At 55.2% G+C, this 20,829-nt stretch carries 17 protein-coding genes; 9 read left to right on the top strand and 8 right to left on the bottom strand.

Translation table 11 applies throughout. The features are described from left to right. Positions 1-16 precede the first annotated feature (16 nt). The 7 genes from pdsR (at position 17) to M6D89_RS01355 (ending at position 10,076) form a co-directional block, all read left to right on the top strand. On the top strand, positions 17-712 hold the full coding sequence (gene pdsR / locus M6D89_RS01385) for a proteobacterial dedicated sortase system response regulator (protein ID WP_253966242.1): 696 nt from the start codon (positions 17-19) through the stop codon (positions 710-712). Continuing rightward, on the top strand, positions 709-2,826 hold the full coding sequence (locus M6D89_RS17330) for an ATP-binding protein (protein ID WP_253966241.1): 2,118 nt from the start codon (positions 709-711) through the stop codon (positions 2,824-2,826). The genes pdsR and M6D89_RS17330 overlap by 4 nt, the downstream gene beginning before the upstream one ends. Positions 2,827-2,933: 107 nt before the next feature. Further along, on the top strand, positions 2,934-3,200 hold the full coding sequence (rpsT, locus tag M6D89_RS01375; RefSeq protein ID WP_253966240.1) for a 30S ribosomal protein S20: 267 nt from the start codon (positions 2,934-2,936) through the stop codon (positions 3,198-3,200). A 230-nt stretch (positions 3,201-3,430) separates the two neighbouring features. After that, the gene (gene maoP / locus M6D89_RS01370; RefSeq protein WP_253966239.1) at positions 3,431-3,721 is read left to right on the top strand and encodes a DUF413 domain-containing protein; all 291 of its coding nucleotides are present in this window, start codon (positions 3,431-3,433) and stop codon (positions 3,719-3,721) included. Between the two features lie 174 nt (positions 3,722-3,895). Further along, entirely contained in the window at positions 3,896-5,524 is a 1,629-nt protein-coding gene (locus tag M6D89_RS01365) for an MFS transporter (protein ID WP_336297526.1), read from the top strand. A gap of 96 nt (positions 5,525-5,620) precedes the next feature. After that, the gene (locus M6D89_RS01360) at positions 5,621-7,975 is read left to right on the top strand and encodes a GH36-type glycosyl hydrolase domain-containing protein (RefSeq protein ID WP_253966238.1); all 2,355 of its coding nucleotides are present in this window, start codon (positions 5,621-5,623) and stop codon (positions 7,973-7,975) included. Positions 7,976-8,075: 100 nt separating this feature from the next. After that, the gene (locus M6D89_RS01355; protein WP_253966237.1) at positions 8,076-10,076 is read left to right on the top strand and encodes an endo-1,4-beta-xylanase; all 2,001 of its coding nucleotides are present in this window, start codon (positions 8,076-8,078) and stop codon (positions 10,074-10,076) included. A gap of 204 nt (positions 10,077-10,280) precedes the next feature. On the opposite strand, the gene gntR is transcribed toward M6D89_RS01355, so the two are convergent. Continuing rightward, positions 10,281-11,315, bottom strand: a complete 1,035-nt coding sequence (gene gntR / locus M6D89_RS01350) for an HTH-type transcriptional regulator GntR (RefSeq protein WP_253966236.1) — start codon at positions 11,313-11,315, stop codon at positions 10,281-10,283. Between the two features lie 95 nt (positions 11,316-11,410). Between gntR and M6D89_RS01345 the strand changes: the two genes are divergently transcribed. Both M6D89_RS01345 and M6D89_RS01340 read left to right on the top strand, forming a co-directional pair. Next, positions 11,411-11,938, top strand: coding sequence for a gluconokinase (locus M6D89_RS01345; RefSeq protein WP_253966235.1), 528 nt, complete (start codon positions 11,411-11,413; stop codon positions 11,936-11,938). A gap of 89 nt (positions 11,939-12,027) precedes the next feature. After that, positions 12,028-13,776 (top strand): alpha-amylase family glycosyl hydrolase, encoded by a 1,749-nt coding sequence (locus M6D89_RS01340; protein ID WP_253966234.1) that lies wholly within the window; start codon positions 12,028-12,030, stop codon positions 13,774-13,776. 121 nt (positions 13,777-13,897) lie between these two features. On the opposite strand, the gene M6D89_RS01335 is transcribed toward M6D89_RS01340, so the two are convergent. From M6D89_RS01335 to proB, 7 genes are all read right to left on the bottom strand, one after another. After that, entirely contained in the window at positions 13,898-14,968 is a 1,071-nt protein-coding gene (locus M6D89_RS01335) for a DUF1214 domain-containing protein (protein ID WP_253966233.1), read from the bottom strand. A gap of 416 nt (positions 14,969-15,384) precedes the next feature. Beyond that, positions 15,385-16,605, bottom strand: a complete 1,221-nt coding sequence (locus M6D89_RS01330) for a glycosyltransferase family protein (protein ID WP_253966232.1) — start codon at positions 16,603-16,605, stop codon at positions 15,385-15,387. Positions 16,606-16,620: 15 nt separating this feature from the next. Beyond that, the gene (locus M6D89_RS01325) at positions 16,621-17,445 is read right to left on the bottom strand and encodes an HAD-IIB family hydrolase (protein ID WP_253966231.1); all 825 of its coding nucleotides are present in this window, start codon (positions 17,443-17,445) and stop codon (positions 16,621-16,623) included. A gap of 30 nt (positions 17,446-17,475) precedes the next feature. Continuing rightward, positions 17,476-18,450, bottom strand: coding sequence for a phosphoribulokinase (locus tag M6D89_RS01320; RefSeq protein WP_253966230.1), 975 nt, complete (start codon positions 18,448-18,450; stop codon positions 17,476-17,478). 139 nt (positions 18,451-18,589) lie between these two features. Continuing rightward, positions 18,590-19,360: a class I SAM-dependent methyltransferase gene (locus M6D89_RS01315; protein ID WP_253966229.1), complete on the bottom strand. Its 771-nt coding sequence runs from the start codon at positions 19,358-19,360 to the stop codon at positions 18,590-18,592. Next, a complete protein-coding gene (locus M6D89_RS01310; protein ID WP_253966228.1) occupies positions 19,357-19,593 on the bottom strand; it encodes a hypothetical protein in 237 nt (78 codons plus the stop codon). Before M6D89_RS01310 ends, M6D89_RS01315 begins: the two co-directional genes overlap by 4 nt. A gap of 109 nt (positions 19,594-19,702) precedes the next feature. Beyond that, positions 19,703-20,827 carry a glutamate 5-kinase gene (proB, locus tag M6D89_RS01305; RefSeq protein ID WP_253966227.1) on the bottom strand — a complete coding sequence of 375 codons (1,125 nt, stop codon included), beginning with the start codon at positions 20,825-20,827 and terminating at the stop codon, positions 19,703-19,705. Between the last annotated feature and the right edge of the window lie 2 nt (positions 20,828-20,829).

Below are 20,829 nucleotides of genomic sequence, written 5' to 3'. Positions count from 1 at the left end.
ATTATTGGAATAAGTTATGGCCCGTATTATAGCCATTGTCGAAGACGAACAGGCCATCGCCGATAATTATCGCGATGCCTTCACCCGCCTGGGCTACCGGGTAGAACATTACCTGGACCGCCCCAGCGCTCAGGCCGCCTTTGCCCGCGCCCTGCCCGATCTGGCGATTATTGATGTAGGGCTGGGGGATGAGATAGAGGGCGGGTTTGAGCTGTGCCGCGATTTGCGCAGCCGCGCCCCGGAGCTGCCCATTGTATTTTTGACCGCCCGCGACGACGAGTTCGATGTGATTTCGGGCCTGCGCCTGGGCGCCGATGACTATTTAACCAAGGACATCAGCCAGCCCCATATGCTGGCGCGTATCAACGCGCTGTTTCGCCGCATTGATGCCCTGCGCCAGCCGGTCAGCGAAGACGACACCCTGACTCGGGGCCCGCTTGCCATTAACCTCTCGCGAATGAGTGTGCACTGGCATGAACAACCGGTGGATTTAACCGTGACCGAATTCTGGATACTGCACGCCCTGGCGCGCCACCCGGGCCATGTTAAAAATCGCCAGCAGCTGATGGATGCCGCCAACGTGGTGCTGGATGACAACACCATAACCAGCCACATCAAGCGCATTCGCCGCAAATTTTCCGCTGTAGACGGCCAATTTAACTGCATTCAAACCGCCTATGGTATGGGCTACCGCTGGCAGGAAAGCGCGTGAAACTAACCCGCCAACTGGCCCTGGTGTCACTGGGCACTTTAATACTCCCCTGGGCAGCCCTGCAGTCACTGCAAATTTTTGACGATTTATTGCGCGAGGGACAAACCGCTGCGCTTCAGGCGACCGCCCGCGCCATCGCCGCCCGCCTGGGCGCCGACGATGCCCTGCTGAACAACACCGGGCTAGGCGATGCACCCGCCGTGCACGCCAACCAAGAGTTATACCTTCACACCCTCCCGGCCCCACCAGTGGTTGATGGCGACGCCGCCGACTGGAGCACTTTTAAGCTCGCCCCACTGACCCTAAGCTCTGCCGCGGGTCCAGCCGTCAGTTTACGACTGGGACGGCACAATCAGTCTCTTTATGCCCTGGTGGACGTTGCCGACCCGAATCGTCAGTTTCATCGCGAGAGCAGCCCACAACTGGCAAGCGGTGATCACTTGGTGCTTTACGGGGGCGAGCCCCGACCGCGATATTACGTTTTACGCGCGCCCTTGCCGGGGCCCATAGCAGCCTACTACCGCGATGACGCCGGCCTGCCGCAACAGGATTATCGCATTCGCGGACACTGGCGCGAGACAGATCAAGGTTACCGGGTGGAATTGCGTCTGCCCGCCAGCTGGGCCACCGGCGCACTGGGCATTGCCGCTGTCGATAAACAGGCCGACCAGATAACGCAAACCGGCACCCTGGGTGACCTAGCCACCCTGGTGGGCGGACTAGACCCCGGGGTGCTGCCCGCCGCCAACGGGCAAGTGGTGGCCCCCTCTAAGCCACTGCAGCAGGCGCTGCAAGCCTTCGCCACCGACAAATTGCGGGTTACCGTGCTCGACCGCCACCAGTGGCAGCGCGCCCAGGCAGGTCAAATAGACACCAACGCCGCCGGGCAAACCACCCCCTGGTTGCTGCGCTGGCTGGACCCACGCCCCACCCTGCCACCTTGGCAGGACTACCCGTCGGGGCGCTGGGCCGAACCGGGTGATGATCTGGGTAGCGCGCAATGGTACCGCGCGGGCAATGCCGATATCGCCCGGGTGAGGGTGCCGCTTTATCGCAACTGGCCCGACGCCGGCGCGCTGGAGTCGCAGCGCACCGGCACAGTCGTGGTAGAGCAACGCATCAGCCCCTGGCGAATGATTGATAACCGCGCCGGTGTGCGCTTACTTACCTACACCCTGGGCGCTGGCGCAGTCTTATTAGCGCTACTGATCGGCTACGCCGTTTGGCTGAGCCTGCGTATTCGGCGCCTATCCCAAGCGGCGCAGCGGGCCACACGCGACCGCGAAGCACTAAACCTGAGCCTTGAGCGCTGGCCCCGCTACCGCCTGCTCGATGAGGTAAGCGAGCTATCCGAGCACTATCGCGCGCTGTTAACCCAGGTGCGGGCCCACACCGATTACCTGAAAACCCTAACCAGCAAACTGGCCCACGAGCTGCGTACCCCACTGGCGGTGGTAAACAGCTCGCTGGACAACCTAACCCACGGCGGCGACCCAGCCCCCTATATTGACCGGGCACGCCAGGGAACCCAGCGTTTAAGCCGACTGGTAAGCGCCATGACCGAGGCCTCTCGGGTGGAGGCCAGCATTAGCAATGCCGAGACCGAAGACATCGACATCACCCAGCTGGTAACGGATATGTGCGCCGCTTATAACGATGCCTACCCAGACCACAGCTTCATTTGCGAAATCGCCCCTGCCCCGACAGGCAGCTATCGCAACGCGGTAGCCCCGGAGCTGCTGGTACAACTACTGGATAAACTGGTCGATAACGCCGCCAGTTTCAGCCCGCCCGAGGCGCCTATTGCGCTGCACCTGAGTCGCCAGGGCGTTGATGAGCCCTACTTAGCGCTATCCGTCAGCAATCAGGGGCCGCCGCTGCCCGCCGAACTGGAAGGCCAGCTGTTTAACTCACTCACCTCAAAACGCACTCAGGCAAGCGGCGACCAACTGCACCTGGGACTGGGTTTATTCATTGTGGATTTGATTGCGCGCTTTCATCAGGGTAGTGTGCGGGCTGAGAATCAAGCAGGCGGTGTCATCTTTACTTTGTCGCTGCCCGTAAATGCCCCGGCGCTTAGCGCGCATCGTACAGAATCTGTGCAAGGTGGTTGACACGGGGTTAAAAACGGGTAAAATGCCGCGTCTTTTATGAGGCCCCATAAGCGTAACCGCTGCCTCGTACAAACCAGATTATCTTGAATTTAAATAGGAGCAACACGGTGGCAAACTCACCTCAAGCCAAAAAACGTGCACGCCAGAACGAACAAGCTCGCAAGCACAACGCCAGCCTGCGCTCCATGGTGCGCACCTACCTGAAAAAAGTGGATGCCGCCATTGCAGCAGGTGATGTAGAACAAGCTAAAGCCGCTTACGCGGCCGCCGTACCGGTTTTAGACCGCGTAGCGGACAAAGGCGCTTACCACAAGAACAAAGCAGCTCGTCACAAGAGCCGCATGAACGCCAAGATCAAAGCACTGGCCTCTTAAGAGTCTGGCTGCTTCAAAAAAACCGGCTTCGGCCGGTTTTTTTGTGCCTGGAAAATACGGGAACACGGAGAACGGTAAACGGGGAACGGGAATGTGCGCTCAAGCGCACTCGCTTCGCTGTCGTCAACCATTACCCTCCCGTCACTTTCGCAAAACCGTCACCCCACTGCCACAAAACAGTCAAAAAGCTCACGTATAACAGCCCCATCACCAACGACAGAGGGATGGTTATGCTGCCACGTGAACACTATGTCAAACAGCCCTTTTACGGTTTAAACGACCTGCCCGATGCCGGTGATTTGACCGGCGCACAGCAGCGTTTAATCAAGAAACACGGCACACTGATTACGGCACTGTTAAACGACGAAGTACTTAACCCCAACCTGGCGGATATGCGCTTGGTGAAAATAATCACTCAAAAAAGTGCCCCCACTACGCCCGTTGAGCAAGCCTGGCTCAAATTTGATTCTCTGCGCGAACAGACCGTCAACCCCCACAAAAAGCTCAAGAAAAGCGCCTAAACACCGGCTTCTATCGCGAAGGCCTTTGCGCCTTCGCCCCTTCTCCTATTGCGAATCTTAACGCCCATTAGGGTAGATTTTCGCTGCACAAGCTAATATGATAGCGCTACCATCGACGCACGGCGTCAACCCAATAAAAACAAAAGAGTCTAAGGGACTCTGGCGGAGATTTCTGTGACACAAGCGCAAACCACCGATCGGATGGCAAAACTCAGCTGGCGCGAGCGCATCGGCTACGGCCTGGGCGATGCCGGCTTCAACTTTTACTGGGCGATAATCGGCTCGTATTTAATTTTCTTTTACACGGATATTTTCGGTATCAGTGCCGCCGCCGCTGCCACCATGGTCACTATTACCAAAATAGTGGATGCCTTTACCGACCCGGCCATGGGCGCCATAGCCGACAAAACCAAAACTCGCTGGGGCAAATTCCGCCCCTACCTGTTGTTTGGCACCCTGCCCATGATGGGCGCGGGCCTGCTGACCATGACCACCCCGGATTTAGACGAGGGTAGCAAGCTAATCTGGGCCTATGCCACCTACATGATTTTGATGTTGACCTACACCGTGCTCAACATGCCCTACAATTCTCTCTCAGCCGTGCTTACCGCCGACCCGCAAGAGCGCAACACCCTTAACAGCACCCGGTTTTTCTTTGCCTATTTCACCGGCATTATTGTGGGCGCAGCCACGCCCGATTTGGCCGAATACTTCGGCGGTGGCGATCGCTACAACCCCATCGGCTGGCAAATCACCATGAGCATTTACGCGGTGGTCGCCTCTATTTTGTTTGTGATTACCTTCGCCACCACCCGCGAGCGTATCGCACCACCGGTAGAACAAACCTCTGAACCGTTAAAAGATTTAAAAACCCTGCTGACCTGCAAGCCGTGGATTATTATTTTTATTCTCGCCATGGTGATCATGACCACTTTCACCCTGCGCGGCAGCTCGGCCACTTATTATTTTAAATACTTTGTCGAACGCCCCGACCTACTGGGCGCTTTTGTGGGGCTGCAAGTGCTGGGGTTAATGATTGGCGCCATGTCCGCCTCTACCCTTACCCGCTATATCGATAAAGTAAAACTGCTGATGATGTTAATGGGCATTGTCAGCGTACTCTGCTTTGTCTTTGCATTTGTGCCCAAACCTCAGGCCCTGGGTGTGGTGGATGTTAACGAAAGCAACCAAACCCAATTGCAGGCGGATGACTTATTGGGCGAACCCCACCAAGCGGGCGACACCTACACCTGGACTCGCTACGACAAAGTGTTCTGGATTATCAAAAACCGCGTTGAGCTGCCCGAAACCCGAGCGCAACTGGATATTCAAAACCTGGAAAATGAAACCCTAAGCGTGATTCGCACCCGCGCCGATGGTTCACAACTGGACAGCGCCCACTGGCCGCCGGAACTGATCTTAATGTTTGTGCTCAGCATGCTGATCAGCCTGGCACTGGGGCCCAAGGCACCCATTACTTGGGCCATGTACGCCGACGTTGCCGACTACAACGAGTGGAAAACCGGACGCCGCGCTACGGGCATGACCTTCGCCGCCACCACTTTTTCGCAAAAAATGGGCAGCGCCGCCGGCTCGGCCATTATGCTGTCAGTGTTAGCAGCGCTGGGTTACCAGGCCAACCAGGTGCAATCCAACGCTTCGCTTGATGGCATTGTGTATATGCAAACCCTGGCCCCCGGAATTTTTGCGTTTATCGCCATTATCGCGCTGTTCTTTTACGACTTAACCGGCGACAAACTGGAAGTAATTCAAAAAGAGTTAGCCGAGCGACAACAAGCGTAAACCCAACTTCGGACCGGTGACACCCGAGCAAACGTCACCCTGCTTGAGCGCCCTAACGGGCGCTCTTTTTTATGGTTTCAGCACAACGAGGACACTATGTTAAGCCCCTCTGATAATGGTCATTACTATCACCTTAAAAGCCCCAGCCTTATGCCCCGCGCCGCCGGCTTTTTGTGGAATAAAAAAATGATGATTCAAATGAACTGTCGCGGTTACGCCATCGCCCAGTTTATGCAACCAGAGCCGGCTAAATACGCCTATGCCCCCAACCTGGAGGCAAAAACCTTTATGCAGCCCGAGCAGCCCTACTACGCACACCACCCGGGCCGCTTTTTTTACCTAAAAGATGAAGACACCGGCGAGATTTTCTCGGCTCCCTACGAGCCAGTCCGTAACCAAAAAAGTGAGTTTTGTTTTTCGCCGGGCAAAACCGATATTCGCTGGACGGTTACCTGCAGTAACTTGGAGATTAACCTGCGCCTCGCCTTACCGGTAGACGATGTGGTGGAGCTGTGGGAAGTGTCGGTTAAAAACCTAGGCGAACAAACCCGCAACATCAGCTTGTACCCCTACTTTACCCCGGGCTATATGAGCTGGATGAACCAGAGCGCCCAATACAGCCCCGAATTGCAGGCAGTGGTTGCCAGCTGCGTAACGCCCTATCAAAAATACCCGGACTACTTTAAGAACCAACACTTTAAAGACAAGACTTACCTGCTCGCTGAGCAACAACCCGACGCCTGGCAAGTGCAGCGTGAAGCTTTTGAAGGCGAAGGCGGGCTGCATAACCCCGACGCGTTACAACAAGACTTACTGCCCTGCGACGACTCGCGCTACGAACCACCCTTGGCCGCACTGCAGTACCGGTTGTGTTTGGCGGCAGGCGAAACACAAACCTATCGTTTTGCCTTCGGTCCCGCCAAAGACGATGCCGAAATAAAACAAATACGCGATCGCTACCTAAGCGAAGTCGGTTTTTCTCAGGCCGAACAGGATTACCACAGTTACATCGGCGCAGGCGAAGGGGTTCTGCACATCGACACCCCCGATGAAGGGCTGAACAACTTCGTCAACCACTGGCTGGCACGGCAGGTCTACTACCACGGCGATGTAAACCGCTTAACCACCGACCCGCAAACGCGCAACTACCTGCAGGACAATATGGGCATGAGCTATATCAAGCCCGAGGTTGCCCGCCACGCCTTCTTGCACGCCCTAAGCCAGCAGGAAGCCTCGGGCGCTATGCCCGACGGCATACTGCTGCACGAAGACGCCGAATTAAAATACATCAATCAAGTACCCCACACCGATCACTGTGTGTGGTTGCCGGTGTGCCTAAAAGCTTACCTGGACGAAACCGGCGACTTTGCTTTGTTAAACGAAACCGTGGGCGGGTCCGACGGCAAAACCATGACCGTCGCCCAACGCATCAGCGCCGCCATGAGCTGGCTGTTGCAAGCGCGCGATGAACGCGGCCTGTCCTACATCGCCCAGGGCGATTGGTGCGACCCCATGAACATGGTGGGCTACAAAGGCAAAGGCGTGTCCGGCTGGCTCAGCGTCGCCACCGCCTACGCGCTAAACCTCTGGGCGGATATCTGCGAGCAAAACGCTATTGAAACCCCACAGGATTTTCGCGCGGGGGCCGACGAGATAAACACGGCGGTCAACCAACACCTGTGGGACGGCGACTGGTACGGTCGCGGCATCACCGATGACAATGTCACCTTTGGCATCAGCAAAGACAAAGAGGGCCGCATATTTCTTAACCCGCAAAGCTGGGCCATACTCGCCGGAACCTGCTCGGATGATCAGCGCACCAAGATGATTAAAGCTGTGGAGGAGCAATTAGAAACCCCCTACGGCGTCGCCATGCTCGCCCCCGCCTTCACCGCCATGCGCGACGACGTGGGCCGAGTCACGCAAAAACACCCGGGCTCAGCCGAAAACGGTTCGGTCTACAACCACGCTGCCATCTTTTATATCTACAGCCTCTACACCATCGGCGAAGCCGACCGCGCCTACAAGCTACTGCGCCAGATGATCCCTGGCCCGGACATGCAGGACCTTGAGCAGCGCGGCCAAATGCCCATCTACATTCCCAATTACTACCGAGGCGCCTACTACCAGTACCCACGCACCGCCGGGCGCTCCAGCCAGCTGTTTAATACCGGCACGGTTAGCTGGGTGTACCGCTCGCTGGTGGAAGGCCTGTTTGGTTTAAGGGGTGATGGAGAGGATTTGGTGATCGAGCCGAATTTGCCACACGATTGGAACTCCGCATCGGTGACACGAATATTCCGTGGCGCTAAATTACAAGTCACTTACCAACGGAGTGACGCCGAAGCAGGACTTACAGTGAATCTGGACGGGGTAGATTTGCCCAGCAACCGTGTAAACGGTTTCCAGCAAGGAGCAACCTATCAGTTGACAGTTAAACTCGGGCGGTAAAACGCCCGAGGAGGCAATCTCGGCCTTATGGTAAACCCGACCAAAACACGCTAAAGTTGTCCACTAAACATCCAATAATAGTGATAATACGGTCCTGTTTATGTTGACACGCTTACTCCACCTTCTCTTGATCACCACTCTTTCTCTGTTTACCGCTACCAGCCTAACCGCCTGTGGCGGCGGGGGCGGCGGTTCTACCGCGACGCCGCAACCGGAGCCTGACCCTCAGCCAGAACCCGAGCCAGAACCTGAGCCAGAGCCAGAACCTGAGCCAGAGCCAGAGCCAGAGCCAGAGCCAGAGCCAGAGCCAGAGCCAGAGCCAGAGCCAGACAATGAGATCCCCGCTGGGGGCAGCTTGTTAATAACCGGCTCGCCCGCTACCGACTTTAATGTCTGGCGCGGCGATTTTAACGGGCCTGTGGGCTCGGCCGAGACAGTCAGCGCCGAGCACGACGCTTTCTCGCAGGCGGTCCGCGTCAATGTCACCAACCCCGCCGGGGAATTTTTTAACGGCCAGGTGCAGTACCCCACTGTCAGCGATGTAAACAATGGCGACACTCTGCTGGTGCATTTTTATTTCCGCTCGGTGGAGAATATGGAAGAAACCGGGGCGGGGTTTGCCACTGTATTTTTGGAAGGGCCCAGCCCCGACTACACCAAATACATGAGTCGCGAAATCAGCAACACCGGCGAGTGGCAGGAATTTTTTATTCCGGTAGAAATGAACGGCGACGAGCAAGCGGGCGAGTTGCGATTAAACATTGGTTTTGGCGCGGGGGACCGGCCCCAGGTATTTGAAATTGCCAATGTCACTCTGCTCAATTACGGCGACAGCTTAACCACCGACGACTTACCCGGCACCGCCCTAAGCTACGGCGGACGCGAAGCCGATGCGCCCTGGCGCGCCGAAGCCGCCGACCGGATTGAGCAACATCGCAAAGGCGACTTTACGATCAAAGTGACCGATGATGGTGCGCCAGTTGAGGGCGCCGAGGTCGAGGTAAACTTTGAGCGCCATGCTTACCATTTTGGCTCGGTGATCGTTGGCAATATTTTGCTGGGCGAAGGCAGCGACAGTGAACAGTACCGGCAAACCGTGCTGGAAATGTTTAACCAAAGCGGCCCCGAAAACGACTTAAAGTGGGCGCCCTGGATTGGCGAGTGGGGCAACGACTTTAACCAAACCACCACACTTAACGCGTTGCAGTGGCTGCAGGATAACAACCTGTACACTCGCGGCCATGTAATGGTGTGGCCCTCTAAGCGCAACCTACCCAACCTGATGCAACCCTATTTACCCGAGGACGATCCGGACAGTGCCGACCCGGCGGCTAAACAGGTGGTGCTGGAACATATTGACGATATCGCCAGTTCAACGGCCAGCGTAGTGCAGGAGTGGGACGTACTCAACGAGCCCTATGATAACCACTACCTAATGGACGCCTTTGGTGACGAAGTAATGGTGGATTGGTTTAACCGCGCTCGCACCCACTTACCCACCCAGAAGCTATACATTAACGACTACTCGATACTTTCCGGCGGTGGCCGCAATACCCCGCACCAAGATCACTACCAGCAAACCATTCAGTACTTGGTAGACCAAGGCGCGGCCATTGATGGCATAGGCCTGCAAGGACACTTTGGCAATACCCCGACGGACCTAGCCCGGGTGTATAACATTATTGAGCGCTACCATCAGGCGTTTCCCGAGCTTGCCATTCGCGCCACCGAGTTTGACATTAACACCCAAGATGAAGAACTTCAGGCGGACTATACCCGCGATTTCCTCACTGTGTTTTTCAGCCACCCCGCCACTGTAGGCGTACAAACCTGGGGGTTCTGGGAGGGCGCTATCTGGCGCGAGAACACCGCAATGTTCCGGCAAAACTGGGAGGCCAAACCCAACGCCCTGGCCTGGAAAGATTTAATTTACAACCAGTGGTGGAATGACTTTGACGGCAACACAGACACCGACGGCAACTTTTCAAAGCGGGGTTTTTACGGCGACTACAGCGTCACTGTCACCTACGAGGGAGAAACCACCCAAACGGCGATATCGCTTTCCAAAGACGGCGCCAGTAGCTTTGAGATAGAGCTCTAGAGCAACTCTTCTTGTTAGGGGCTACGGCCACTAGCAAGAAGAGCGCCTTGCGGAGTGAGCGTTTTTGACTCGTGCAGAGACGAGCGCTGTAATAATAGAGATACCCTTTAGATCAAAACCGAAAAGCCCGGCCGAGCGAAAATTATATGTCTCGCTCGGCCGGGCTTTTTACATGGCGGGACTGCTAAGAAACAACCTGATAGATCACACCACTGCCGTGGACTGGCGCATTACAATCTCGTAACCAATATCCACTTGCCTATTGGCGGGCACACGTTCTTGTAGCTGATCCAGAATCATCTGCGCGGCTTTTACCCCCATTTCAAAACGCGGCACATGCACGCTGGTAAGCGAGGGATTAATATAGGCCGAGGCTTCAAAGTCGTTAAAGCCGCACAGTGCCAGCTGCGAAGGCACTTGAATATTCATGCGTTGGCTTTCAAATAATGCGCCCATCGCAAGGTCATCGTTACAGCAGAAAATGCCGTCCACCTTGCCGCCGCTGGCGCTAATCACACTGCGCAGCAACTCGCCCCCCAGGGCAATGGACGATGGTTGAGGCGTAGTGACAATCAACTTGCTGTCTAACCTATCCCGCTCTTGGAGTGCTGCCATAAAACCGTTCATACGCTGCTGCACGCGCGTATCCATACGTGCGCCGATAAACCCCAGCGTATGACAGCCAGTTTCCAGTAGGCGCACCGCCACATCGTAACCGGCCTGGTAGTGCGAAAAGCCCACATTCATATCCAGCGGCTGTTCCAGGGTTTCCATTATCTGCACCACCGGGATATTGGCCTGAGACAGCATACGCTCGCAGCTGCGGGTCTGGTCGCCGCCGGTAATAATCATAGCCTCGGGGGATTGGCTGAGCAGAGTGCGCACCATTTTCTCTTCCTCCAAAGGAGAGTAATGGGTATCCACCAACAGCACCTTGTAATTGCCCTCGCCCGCCACCTGGTAAATACCGCGCAGCACATCGTTAAACACCACATTGGAAAGCGAGGGGATGCAAACGCCGATAACGCCCGATTTGGAAGACGCCAGCGAGCTGGCCGACTGATTGGGAATGTAACCCAGTGAATCAATCGCCTGCTGCACCCGGTTTTTTAACTCATCGGAGACTTTGTCCGGATGATTCAGCACCCGTGAAACCGTAATGGCACTGACATTAGCCGCCCTGGCGACATCAGCCAAAGTAGCCCGTTTCGAGGAACTGTTGCGAGTGCGACCGGCCATAATAACCCCAACGAATAAAAAGATGCCATGGTAGCACAAGCGCAAATGTTTGCGCTATCATAAGCCCGTAAATGACTAACCCAAAAGAGACCTCTATGCCTGTCACCCCAAATAAGCTCTGCCCTTCAGCCAACCTTATTGTTGTTATGGGGGTATCAGGATCGGGCAAAAGTACGGTGGCCCAAGCGCTGGCCGAACAACTGGATTACTGCTATTTGGATGCCGATGATTTTCACAGCACTGAGGCGAAGGCCTGCATGGCCGCCGGCAAACCGCTAACCGACGAACAGCGCGCGCCCTGGGTGCACAATATTTGTGCATACTTAACCCAGTGCGCCCAAAAAGAGCAAAGCTGCACGCTCGCCTTTTCGGGCCTACGCCGTAGCCATCGCGAACAACTGCGACAACTCCCCTTTCGGGTGGTCTTTTTGTATCTGGACGGTAGCCAGGCGCTGATTGCCGAACGTATGTCCCGGCGCAGCGACCACTTTATGCCGCCCTCGCTGCTGAACAGTCAATTTGCCAGCATGGAAACGAGTGACAACGAACCCGACGTTATCCCCATTGATATCAGCCAACCACCTCAAATGGTACTGGAGCAGTGTTTAACATCGCTTCCCTAAACCTGAAGAACCTCTGGCTAACAACTTGTTGCCTCAACGGCATAACTATTGCGTTATAGTGACGAAAGACCTGCAACAAGGCCGCTGCTATGACCACAGATTTCTTGTCTCTCGACGAGCTAAAACAAAAGATTCACGCCCTGATCGCGGGGCTCTACCCCGACAGCAACCCCGAACAGCTCACCCGGGCCTGCTTTGACGCCATCGGCCCGCGCCTTAACAAAGACGTAGTAGCCCCCGAGCGGCTCTGGTCCGAACGCGACACACTGCTCATAACCTACGGCAACTCCCTGCGCGAGGCGGGCCACAAACCCCTGGACACCCTGCAAAATTTTTTGCACGAAAAGCTTCAGGGTACTTTTTCGGCGGTGCATATTCTGCCGTTTTTCCCCCACTCCTCCGACGACGGTTTTGCCGTTATCGACTACACCCAGGTGGACCCGGAGCTGGGCGACTGGGATGACATTAATGCCCTGGCGCAAGACTTTAAGCTAATGGCTGATTTGGTGATTAACCATGTCTCCAGCCAGAGCCTGTGGTTTCGCAATTACCAGTACGGCAAAGACCCGGGGCGGGATTATTTTGTCGAGGCCGCCCCCAACTACGACCTGTCCAATGTCGTGCGCCCGCGCACCAGCCCACTGCTGCGTAAAACCGATACCGCCGATGGCGTTAAACACGTGTGGTGCACCTTTAGCCACGACCAGGTGGACGTAGATTTTCGCAATGAAAAAGTTCTGTTGGAGTATTTACGCATTATCGGCCGCTACCTGGACGAAGGCGCGCAGTGGATTCGCCTGGATGCCGTGGCGTTTTTGTGGAAAGAACTGGGCACATCCTGTATTCACCTGCGACAAACCCACGATGTGGTCAAACTGGTGCGTTTGCTCACCGAATACAAAAACGCCCACGCGCTGTTAATCAGCGAGACCAATGTGCCCAATCGCGAAAACCTCACTTACTTTGGTAACAGCAACGAAGCACATATTATTTACAACTTCAGCCTGCCGCCGCTGGTGATTCACGCCCTGCTCGCCGGTGACTGCACCTACCTCAAAAGCTGGATGATGAGCATGCCCCCACCACCGGTGGGCTGCGCCTATTTAAATTTTACCGCCAGCCACGACGGTATCGGCCTGCGCCCCGCCGAGGGGTTATTAAGCGAAAAAGAACTGGGGGAAATGCTCAGCACCCTGGAATCCTTTGGCGGTAAAATTTCCTCGCGCACCGATGCCGAAGGCAACGCCAAACCCTACGAAGCCAACATCAGTTTGTTCGACGCCTTTAAAGGCACTCTAAACGGCACCGATAAATGGCAAGTCGAACGACTGATAATGTCTCAGGCCATTATGCTGTCGGTAGAAGGTATACCGGCGTTTTACATTCACACCCTGTTCGCCACCCCTAACGATTACGACAAGCTAGAAACCACCGGCCACAACCGCTCCATCAACCGCCGCAACTGGAGCTTAAGCGATTTAGACGCACGCCTAAGCAAACCCGGCGGGCCGGGCGAGCGGGTTTTTAACGAACTGACGCGCTTAATTAAAATACGCGCGGCGCAGCCGGCCTTTCACCCCAATGCCACGCAATTTACCCTGCACATACGCCCCGAAATTTTCGCCTTCTGGCGCCAGAGCATGCGCCGCACCCAGAGCATTTTTTGTATTTTTAACTTAAGCGACCAGGCACAAGAATTAAGTCTGTCAGATATTAATTTAATCAGCACCGAGAACTGGGTAGATTTAATCAGCGGCCAACCGGTCGATGATTTATACGGAAAAATGGTGTTGCAGCCTTATCAGAACTTGTGGTTGACGAATTATTTGGGGGAGTGAAGCTGGACGCTAACGTTGCCGATTTGCTGCATGCACCAGCAAATAATTTTTTCTGGTTTCCCAGAAAAGCTGTGAGTTAAAAAAGGGCGAACCTTGCGGTTCGCCCTTTTTCGCTTAGCGACTATTCAATCACCAGTTCACTGCCGTGATCATTGATGTACTGAACAGCTGATTCTTTAGAGTCTGGCAGGTAAAAACGAAACAGCGCGGCAAAAGGCGCGGAGGTTTCTAAGTTGTTCTTTTCACCTGGCGAGTTAAAGTGAATGGTGTAGGTGCCATCCGCATTGGGTTCGGCCTGGGTGTTGGAGATGGCGGAAATATCCTTGGCCAGCCAACCCTCTTCGTTGTAAATGGTTACCGACCAGAAACCGCCACGCTCTTCCTGAATATCCGGCGGGGTAAAGGTAGCGCTGGCAGGCTGCATTTTGCCATCCACCATTTTACTTTTATTGGCAAACGGCCAGTAGGCGGCATCGGGCAAACCCAGGCCACCCCAACCATAGGCCGTACCGTATAAGTGGTCTTGCGGACGCGAGCTGTAGGGAGTGCCATTGACATAACGAGTATGGGTCAGCGCACCGCCTTTTACGTCTTTAACCAGGGCCGCACGAATCTCTTCGGTTTTTTCCAACGGCAGGACAAAGTCGGGCGAGACATAGGGCTTGGCCGAGTTGGCCTCAATGGTGGCTGCGCGCTGCAGGCGCAGTGTTTCTTTTATGCCACCTTTGTCTTCGGTCAAAATCGGCACGCGCATATTCAAATACACGTGATTCCCGTAGGTTAAATCCTCAGGGGTAACGGTAATACTGTCGCCAGCATAGGCCACAGCGGCAACATAATTCTGCATATCGATCACCTGAATGATCTGATAATGATCCCCCTCGGGAATAGTAAAAGTGGCGCCTTCACTGACATCCACCACCGCACTGGCGTAAATGCCATCCTGGTTTTCGCGAATCACCTGCTGGGTTTTAACCCGGCTTAAGTCACTCTGATAGGCCCATTCGTTGATCGGTGCCTTTGCCAGGCTGCGCTTAAAGTTAAAATCGCTTTCAGAGACTTTGTACACATAGTCGGACACGCCAAAGTCTGCCGGGGTGGTGACGTCGTAGCCAGGAGCGATATCGGCATGGGTATGCACAGCGACCGCCAGAGCCATTGGCGCCGCAAATAGGAGGGATATTTTTTTCATATCAGTAATTCCTTTGCTGAATTTTATCCGCAACAGCTCGGATTATCGCTGTGTATTGAGCGCACACCGTCCGTCACAACGGACAGCTCCGGCTGTCACTGCGAAATAGTAATACCTTACATGAGGATATGACACCCTGAGGCGTTGAATTGGATGCCGTTAATGGACGCGGAACGCGGAACGCGGAACGCGGAACGCGGAACGCGGAATAGTATGGTCGCGGGTTTGCCTAGCTGGCTGTCAAGTGAACATTAAATACAGGCTGAAAATGACGAGCCCCTAAGCTCGCCATTTTTTGTCTTTGCGTTCAGCTTTCTGCGTCCAGCATTTTCCAATCGCATCAGACGTCCAACCTCAGACTTCCGACGCAATTGCGCTCCCCCTTCTCCGTCTACCGTTACCCGTCATTCTCTCTATCACCCAATCTCCTTCGTATCCTTCTCCACCGCCGCCAACAAACGCTCATACACATCCGGCACCGCACTTAATACCCGCGACCAGTTGGCCATAAAAGGGCGTTCGGTGGGGTCGTTCAAGAATTTTTCGCCGGCGCGCATAATGCACTGGGTAAATTGCTCGACGGTTTCTTCTTCTTTGTTGCGGTCCAGTTTCATGCCGTTTATAACGGCGTCATTGTGGTAGCGGTCTATCAAGTCTAACGCCAGGCGGTAGTAACTGGCTTTGAGGGTGCGGAAAACCTCGGGGGTAAACACCACGCCTTTAATCGCGAGTTTACGGAAAAAAGATTTGGAAATGTCGGTACTCATTTTGGACAAGCCGCCATCGGGATTATCGGCGGATAAATCCTGATGCTTGTGATCGTAGGCGTCGGCAATGTCCACCTGACACACGCGCTCGTCAGAGTAGCGGCGGTTTACCTCGGACAACACCCCAATCTCCAGACCCCAGTCACTGGGAATGCGAATGGAGCTGACCACATCCATGCTCATGGAGAACTCACCCGCGAGTGGGTAGCGGAAGCTGTCGATAAAATCTAAGTAATCATTATGACCGCAGACTTTTTGCAGCGCACGCACCAGCGGTGACACCAACAGACGACTGACGCGGCCATTGAGTTTGCCCCCGGCGGCGCGGTAATAGTAGCCCTTACAGAACATGTAATTAAACGTGGGGTGGGCAATGGGGTAAAACAGTTTGGCGACAATATCGCGCTTGTAGGTGACGATATCACAATCGTGCAGGGCCACGGCACGGGCGCGACCTTTGGCCAGGGCATAACCTAAGCAGTACCAAACATTGCGGCCCTTACCCAGCTGTTGCGGCGCCAGGCCCACTTCGTCCAGTACCTGGTCCACGGCTTTTAAACGCGGCCCATCGTTCCACAAAATAGAGTGCTTTTGCGGCAGGCGGGCGAAAAATTGTTTGGCCTTTTTGTACTGTTCTTCGTCGGCACGATCCAAGCCGATAATAATTTCATCCAGAAATGGCACCTTGGATAACTCGTCGACGATATTTTCCATGGCCGGGCCTTCCAGCTCGGAGTACAAACAAGGCAGCACCAGGCACATGGGTTTTTGCTTACCCCACTGCATTAATTCAGCTTCTAACTCTTCAATCGGGCGATCACCCAGGTTGTGAAGGGTTCCGATACGTCCATTTTGAAAAAAGTCACTCATGGTGCTTCCTCTTTTTTAAGTTAGACTCGCTAACGCGGTCTCTACGCTCTCGCGCCACCCGCGAGCGCCCTGAAAAGGTGCACGAATAACGTTTTTGAGCCCATCATCGTGCATGTAAGTTCCATCTGGGTGCGGCATTAAAACGGCTTGGTCCACCGCTTTGAGCATTTGCAGGTCATTGGGGCTGTCACCCAGGGCAACGCTCGCCACTTTTGCCCCATAATAGGACTCATACAAGCTGAGCAAATAGCGTACCGCATCGCCTTTATCGCAGGCGGCCATCACATGGTAAAAACGCCCGCCTTTGAGCACCCGTAATTTGTGCTTGCCCAATTGGCGGGCAAACTCATCCATCGCAGCGTCATCCTGGTGCCAGAGTAATGGCTCGGAGGCGGCGCGGATCATAGCTTTACTGGCGGCTGCCTCATTGAGACCGGTGCAGTCAACCACATCCTGCACACTCATATCGGCAAAACCGGTAAAGTTAAACTCGGCTTTTAAGCCCTCGAGAACCGTTAAAATATCCCGTCGATTGGCACCGCGATACAACAAATAGTCGCCACCTTTCGCCTCAGCGTTTTCCAGGCTGGCCCCCAGGCGTTCGCATTCGGGCTTAGGCATCACAATCACGCTGCCATTTTCGCAAACATAGGGACTGCTTAGCGCCAGCTCTGCGCACAGGGCGTTCATCTCGGCCTGGGTTTTACTGGAGACCAATACCAGTGGGATGTCGCGCTCTTTGAGGTTTTTAATGGCGGGCATGGCCGCCTGGTAGGAATAATCGTGATGATTTAACAGGGTGCCGTCCAGGTCGGTAAAGACCGCGATGGGGTTAGTCACAGTGCAACTCCGTTGTCTTTCATTAGGCTGTTACGGTTGATTAATATGGCAATGGATTTGCGCCACTTGATGATCGGCGCCCAGCGCTAACACTATGTCAGCCCGAGCCGGCATTTCGCTCAGCATCCAGCGGGTTAAGCGCTCATAATGGGCGATAAATCGTTCGATGTCGGACTCGCTCATTACGCGCGAATGTTTTAGCTGTTCTGGCGTTAGCGAGTCGCGCAGTTTTTGCTCTTGCAGCTGGCGCCATTCAAGTACCTGGGCAAAGGATGGCGCCTTTAGCATGACCAGTAAGTCCAGTTGCGCAAACAGCGCCTGGTAATCGGTTAGCGCATCATTCACGTAGCGTCGCCAGTGACCATCAGGGTCTTCATTCACCTCAAGGCTGTTTACCGGCACACTTAAGTCACTAACACGCTGAGCGCGCGCGCCCACACACCAGCCCTCAAAAATAATGACATCGGGGCGGCCAGATATACCATCCCACTGGGCCTCGGGGACGCAGTCATCTTGGGATTTATCGAACCGCGGGATAGCCGTTTTTAACCCAGGTGTAGCGGCATTCAGCTGCGAAAAGGTATCCAATGCGAGCGGTAAATTATGGGTGCCTGGCACCCCGCGAGTGGCCAGCAGAGGATGGACTTCGCGTGCCAAGCGGTTCCGCTCGGCGCGGGACAGGTATAAATCATCAATGGAGAGAGCGCAGACTTTAAGTCCGTAACCGGTCTCCAACAATCGTTTGAGTATGCTGGCAGCCGTGGATTTACCCGTCCCCTGGGCGCCGTTGACGCCCACTAGATAGGCGCTGTCAGATCGATCGCAAACCTCGGCAGCGCAGTGGGCCGCCAAGGGTTGGTACAACTGACACAAGCTGGCGGCTAAGGGCTCGTTTAAAGATAGCTGGGTGGCAATTTGCGAGACGGTGTCCGGCTCGATGGCACTCGGGGTCGCCCCCTGGGCAAAAAAGTCGGGCCATTGGGGGGTGGAGCGGTTCTCTGGCATAGCCGGTCTCCGTGGTGCGTTTGGCATTGGGCGAATAGTGAAAGCGAGGCGAATCGATCGCCCGCTTATTTCTATTGCATTGCAAGCACAAACTTTGCCATTTTCATATGAAACGACAATGACCGACGCCGCCAAAGCTTTATTGACAGTTTTTTGCGCCTGGAGCTATTCGCCAATGCTCCGCATGCCAGCTGCGCCAGAGGATACTACTGCGAACCCAAGAGCCCTGCAGCAGCTCGGCGCCGAGCTGCCGGCCCCAGCAAGCATGCGGCTGGGTAAAATTAATCTGCGGATACCCCGCACTTAAACGCTGAGCTCTGGGCCAGAAAGCCGTGCCTCGCCCCAGGCAATCAAACAATAGGTGTACATCTGAGTGGCTCTGCACAGCCGAGACACTGCGCCCCAGATCTTGCCATTGGGCGCGCGTTAAGTAGGCTGCGGGCCGTTCGCACAAGAGCACGACGGTTTGGTCGGTTCGCGCGATAATATCGCTTAGCTGAGCGGCCAGGGTATGAGCCTGAAAAGACTGCAGGCAGTAGTGATCAAGGCGTGGTAACAAGCGTTTTTTACAATCGTAGAACTCTGGCAACTCCAGATCCCACCAGGTAAACCGTGGCCAATCGCAACTTTGGCACAAGCGGTAAAAGCGCGTATTCAGACCTCCGCCAATATTCACAAAGTTAATATCGGGCCGGGTACGCAACAGTTTTAAACAACGGTTATCAAACCAGACGCTGTGCTCTAGGCAATGCCGATTAGCCTGGGCGCGCGGACGATCGGACCGACACATTTGCCATAACTCTCGGGCAGCGAGATCGCGCAGCCCCAAACTCGGCCAGCGCCGATGCGCCACGGCATGACTGTATAAATGATCGAGAAAGTACTGAGGAACGGACAAGGAGGTGCTCACCAGGGTGTGCCCTCCTCCTGATGATATTCGCGCATCCGCAAAGCTACCGATAGCGCAAAGCCCTGCATGTAAATTTCGGGGCTGCCCACGCTTTTCACCACATCGCAGTGACTCATGCGCTGAACGGTTTCAGCCGCAGCGCGGCGGGCCACGGCCTGCGACCCCAAACGAGAAAAGACATAATCTTGCAGTCGCTGCTGAAGCCCCGGCTGCTGGTTTGCATTTTCCGACATAGCACTCTCCCTTTCGAGAAAGCACTATAACGCTAATGATAATTATTATCGAATAGTAAAATGCAATCTAACGGAACGAATTAATTGTTCCGTAATGACCTCGACGATACTAAATGGTCACTACCAGATTATCCCGGTGAATCAGCTCTTCATCGCCCCGATACCCCAAAAGCTCACCAATATGGGCACTGGGCTGGCCGATAATCTTGGCCGCCTCAAAAGCGTGATAATTAATTAACCCACGGGCCACTTCGCGTCCACTGCTATCGACACAAACCACCAGCTCGCCACGGGTAAACTCACCCCGCGCAGCCTTTACCCCGACCGGCAATAGGCTTTTGCCCTTTTCGGTTAGCACCTTGACCGCCCCGTCATCCAACACCAGGGTGCCACGGGTTTGCAAATGCCCGGCAATCCAGCGCTTGCGCGCCGCCTGGGGCTGCTGATCGGCCCACAGATAGGTCCCCAGGTTGTCGCCATCGGCCAGACGGGTAAGGACACTGTCCTGGCGCCCGCCCACAATTAGGGTATCGGCCCCCGAGCGCGCTGCCACCCTGGCCGCGCGTACTTTGGTAATCATGCCACCGCGCCCCAGGCTGCCGCCGTCGCCGGCCATGGCGTCCAGGGTTTTATCCGCCGCCGCAACTTCGCTGATTAAGGTGGCGTCGGGGTTGCTGCGCGGATCGGCGCTGTACATGCCGTCCTGATCGGTCAAAATCACCAGCACATCGGCATCGACCAAGTTGGCCACTAACGCGCCCAAGGTATCATTATCGCCAAAGCGGATTTCGTCGGTGACCACCGTGTCGTTTTCATTGACCACCGGCACCACGCCCAACTCCAGCAGGGTGGTTAGGGTCGAGCGAGCATTCAGATAGCGCTCGCGGGAAGATAAGTCGTCGTGATCCAGCAACACCTGGGCGGTTTGCAAATCAAACCGGGCAAATTCGGCCTCATAGGTTTGAATAAGCCCCATTTGCCCCACCGCAGCGGCGGCCTGCAGGCGGTGGATTTCGGTGGGTCGCTCGCGCCAGCCCAGGCGGGTCATACCGGCGGCGACGGCACCCGAGGACACCAGCACCAGCTCGATTCCGCGCTGGCGCAGCTGAGCCATTTGCTCGGCCCAGTGAGAAATGCCGGCGTAGTTGAGCCCCTTGCCATCGTTGGTGAGCAAGGCGCTGCCTATTTTGACCACCCAGCGGCGCGCGCGGGTTATTTCCTGACGTCTTGTCATTA

The sequence above is a fragment of the Gilvimarinus xylanilyticus genome, from assembly GCF_024195295.1.
Classification (GTDB): domain Bacteria; phylum Pseudomonadota; class Gammaproteobacteria; order Pseudomonadales; family Cellvibrionaceae; genus Gilvimarinus; species Gilvimarinus xylanilyticus.
This window is presented reverse-complemented; position numbering and strand designations above follow the sequence as displayed.

Bases quoted from the DNA above. Each gene is read 5' to 3' on its own strand.
- pdsR (WP_253966242.1), top strand. From the start codon at position 17: ATGGCCCGTATTATAGCCATTGTCGAAGACGAACAGGCCATCGCCGAT.
- M6D89_RS01340 (WP_253966234.1), top strand. From the start codon at position 12,028: ATGACCACAGATTTCTTGTCTCTCGACGAGCTAAAACAAAAGATTCAC.
- gntR (WP_253966236.1), bottom strand. From the start codon at position 11,315: ATGGCCGGTCGCACTCGCAACAGTTCCTCGAAACGGGCTACTTTGGCT.
- M6D89_RS01310 (WP_253966228.1), bottom strand. From the start codon at position 19,593: ATGTCGGAAAATGCAAACCAGCAGCCGGGGCTTCAGCAGCGACTGCAA.
- M6D89_RS01335 (WP_253966233.1), bottom strand. From the start codon at position 14,968: ATGAAAAAAATATCCCTCCTATTTGCGGCGCCAATGGCTCTGGCGGTC.
- M6D89_RS01360 (WP_253966238.1), top strand. From the start codon at position 5,621: ATGTTAAGCCCCTCTGATAATGGTCATTACTATCACCTTAAAAGCCCC.
- M6D89_RS01320 (WP_253966230.1), bottom strand. From the start codon at position 18,450: ATGCCAGAGAACCGCTCCACCCCCCAATGGCCCGACTTTTTTGCCCAG.
- maoP (WP_253966239.1), top strand. From the start codon at position 3,431: ATGCTGCCACGTGAACACTATGTCAAACAGCCCTTTTACGGTTTAAAC.
- M6D89_RS01330 (WP_253966232.1), bottom strand. From the start codon at position 16,605: ATGAGTGACTTTTTTCAAAATGGACGTATCGGAACCCTTCACAACCTG.
- proB (WP_253966227.1), bottom strand. From the start codon at position 20,827: ATGACAAGACGTCAGGAAATAACCCGCGCGCGCCGCTGGGTGGTCAAA.
- M6D89_RS01345 (WP_253966235.1), top strand. From the start codon at position 11,411: ATGCCTGTCACCCCAAATAAGCTCTGCCCTTCAGCCAACCTTATTGTT.
- M6D89_RS01355 (WP_253966237.1), top strand. From the start codon at position 8,076: ATGTTGACACGCTTACTCCACCTTCTCTTGATCACCACTCTTTCTCTG.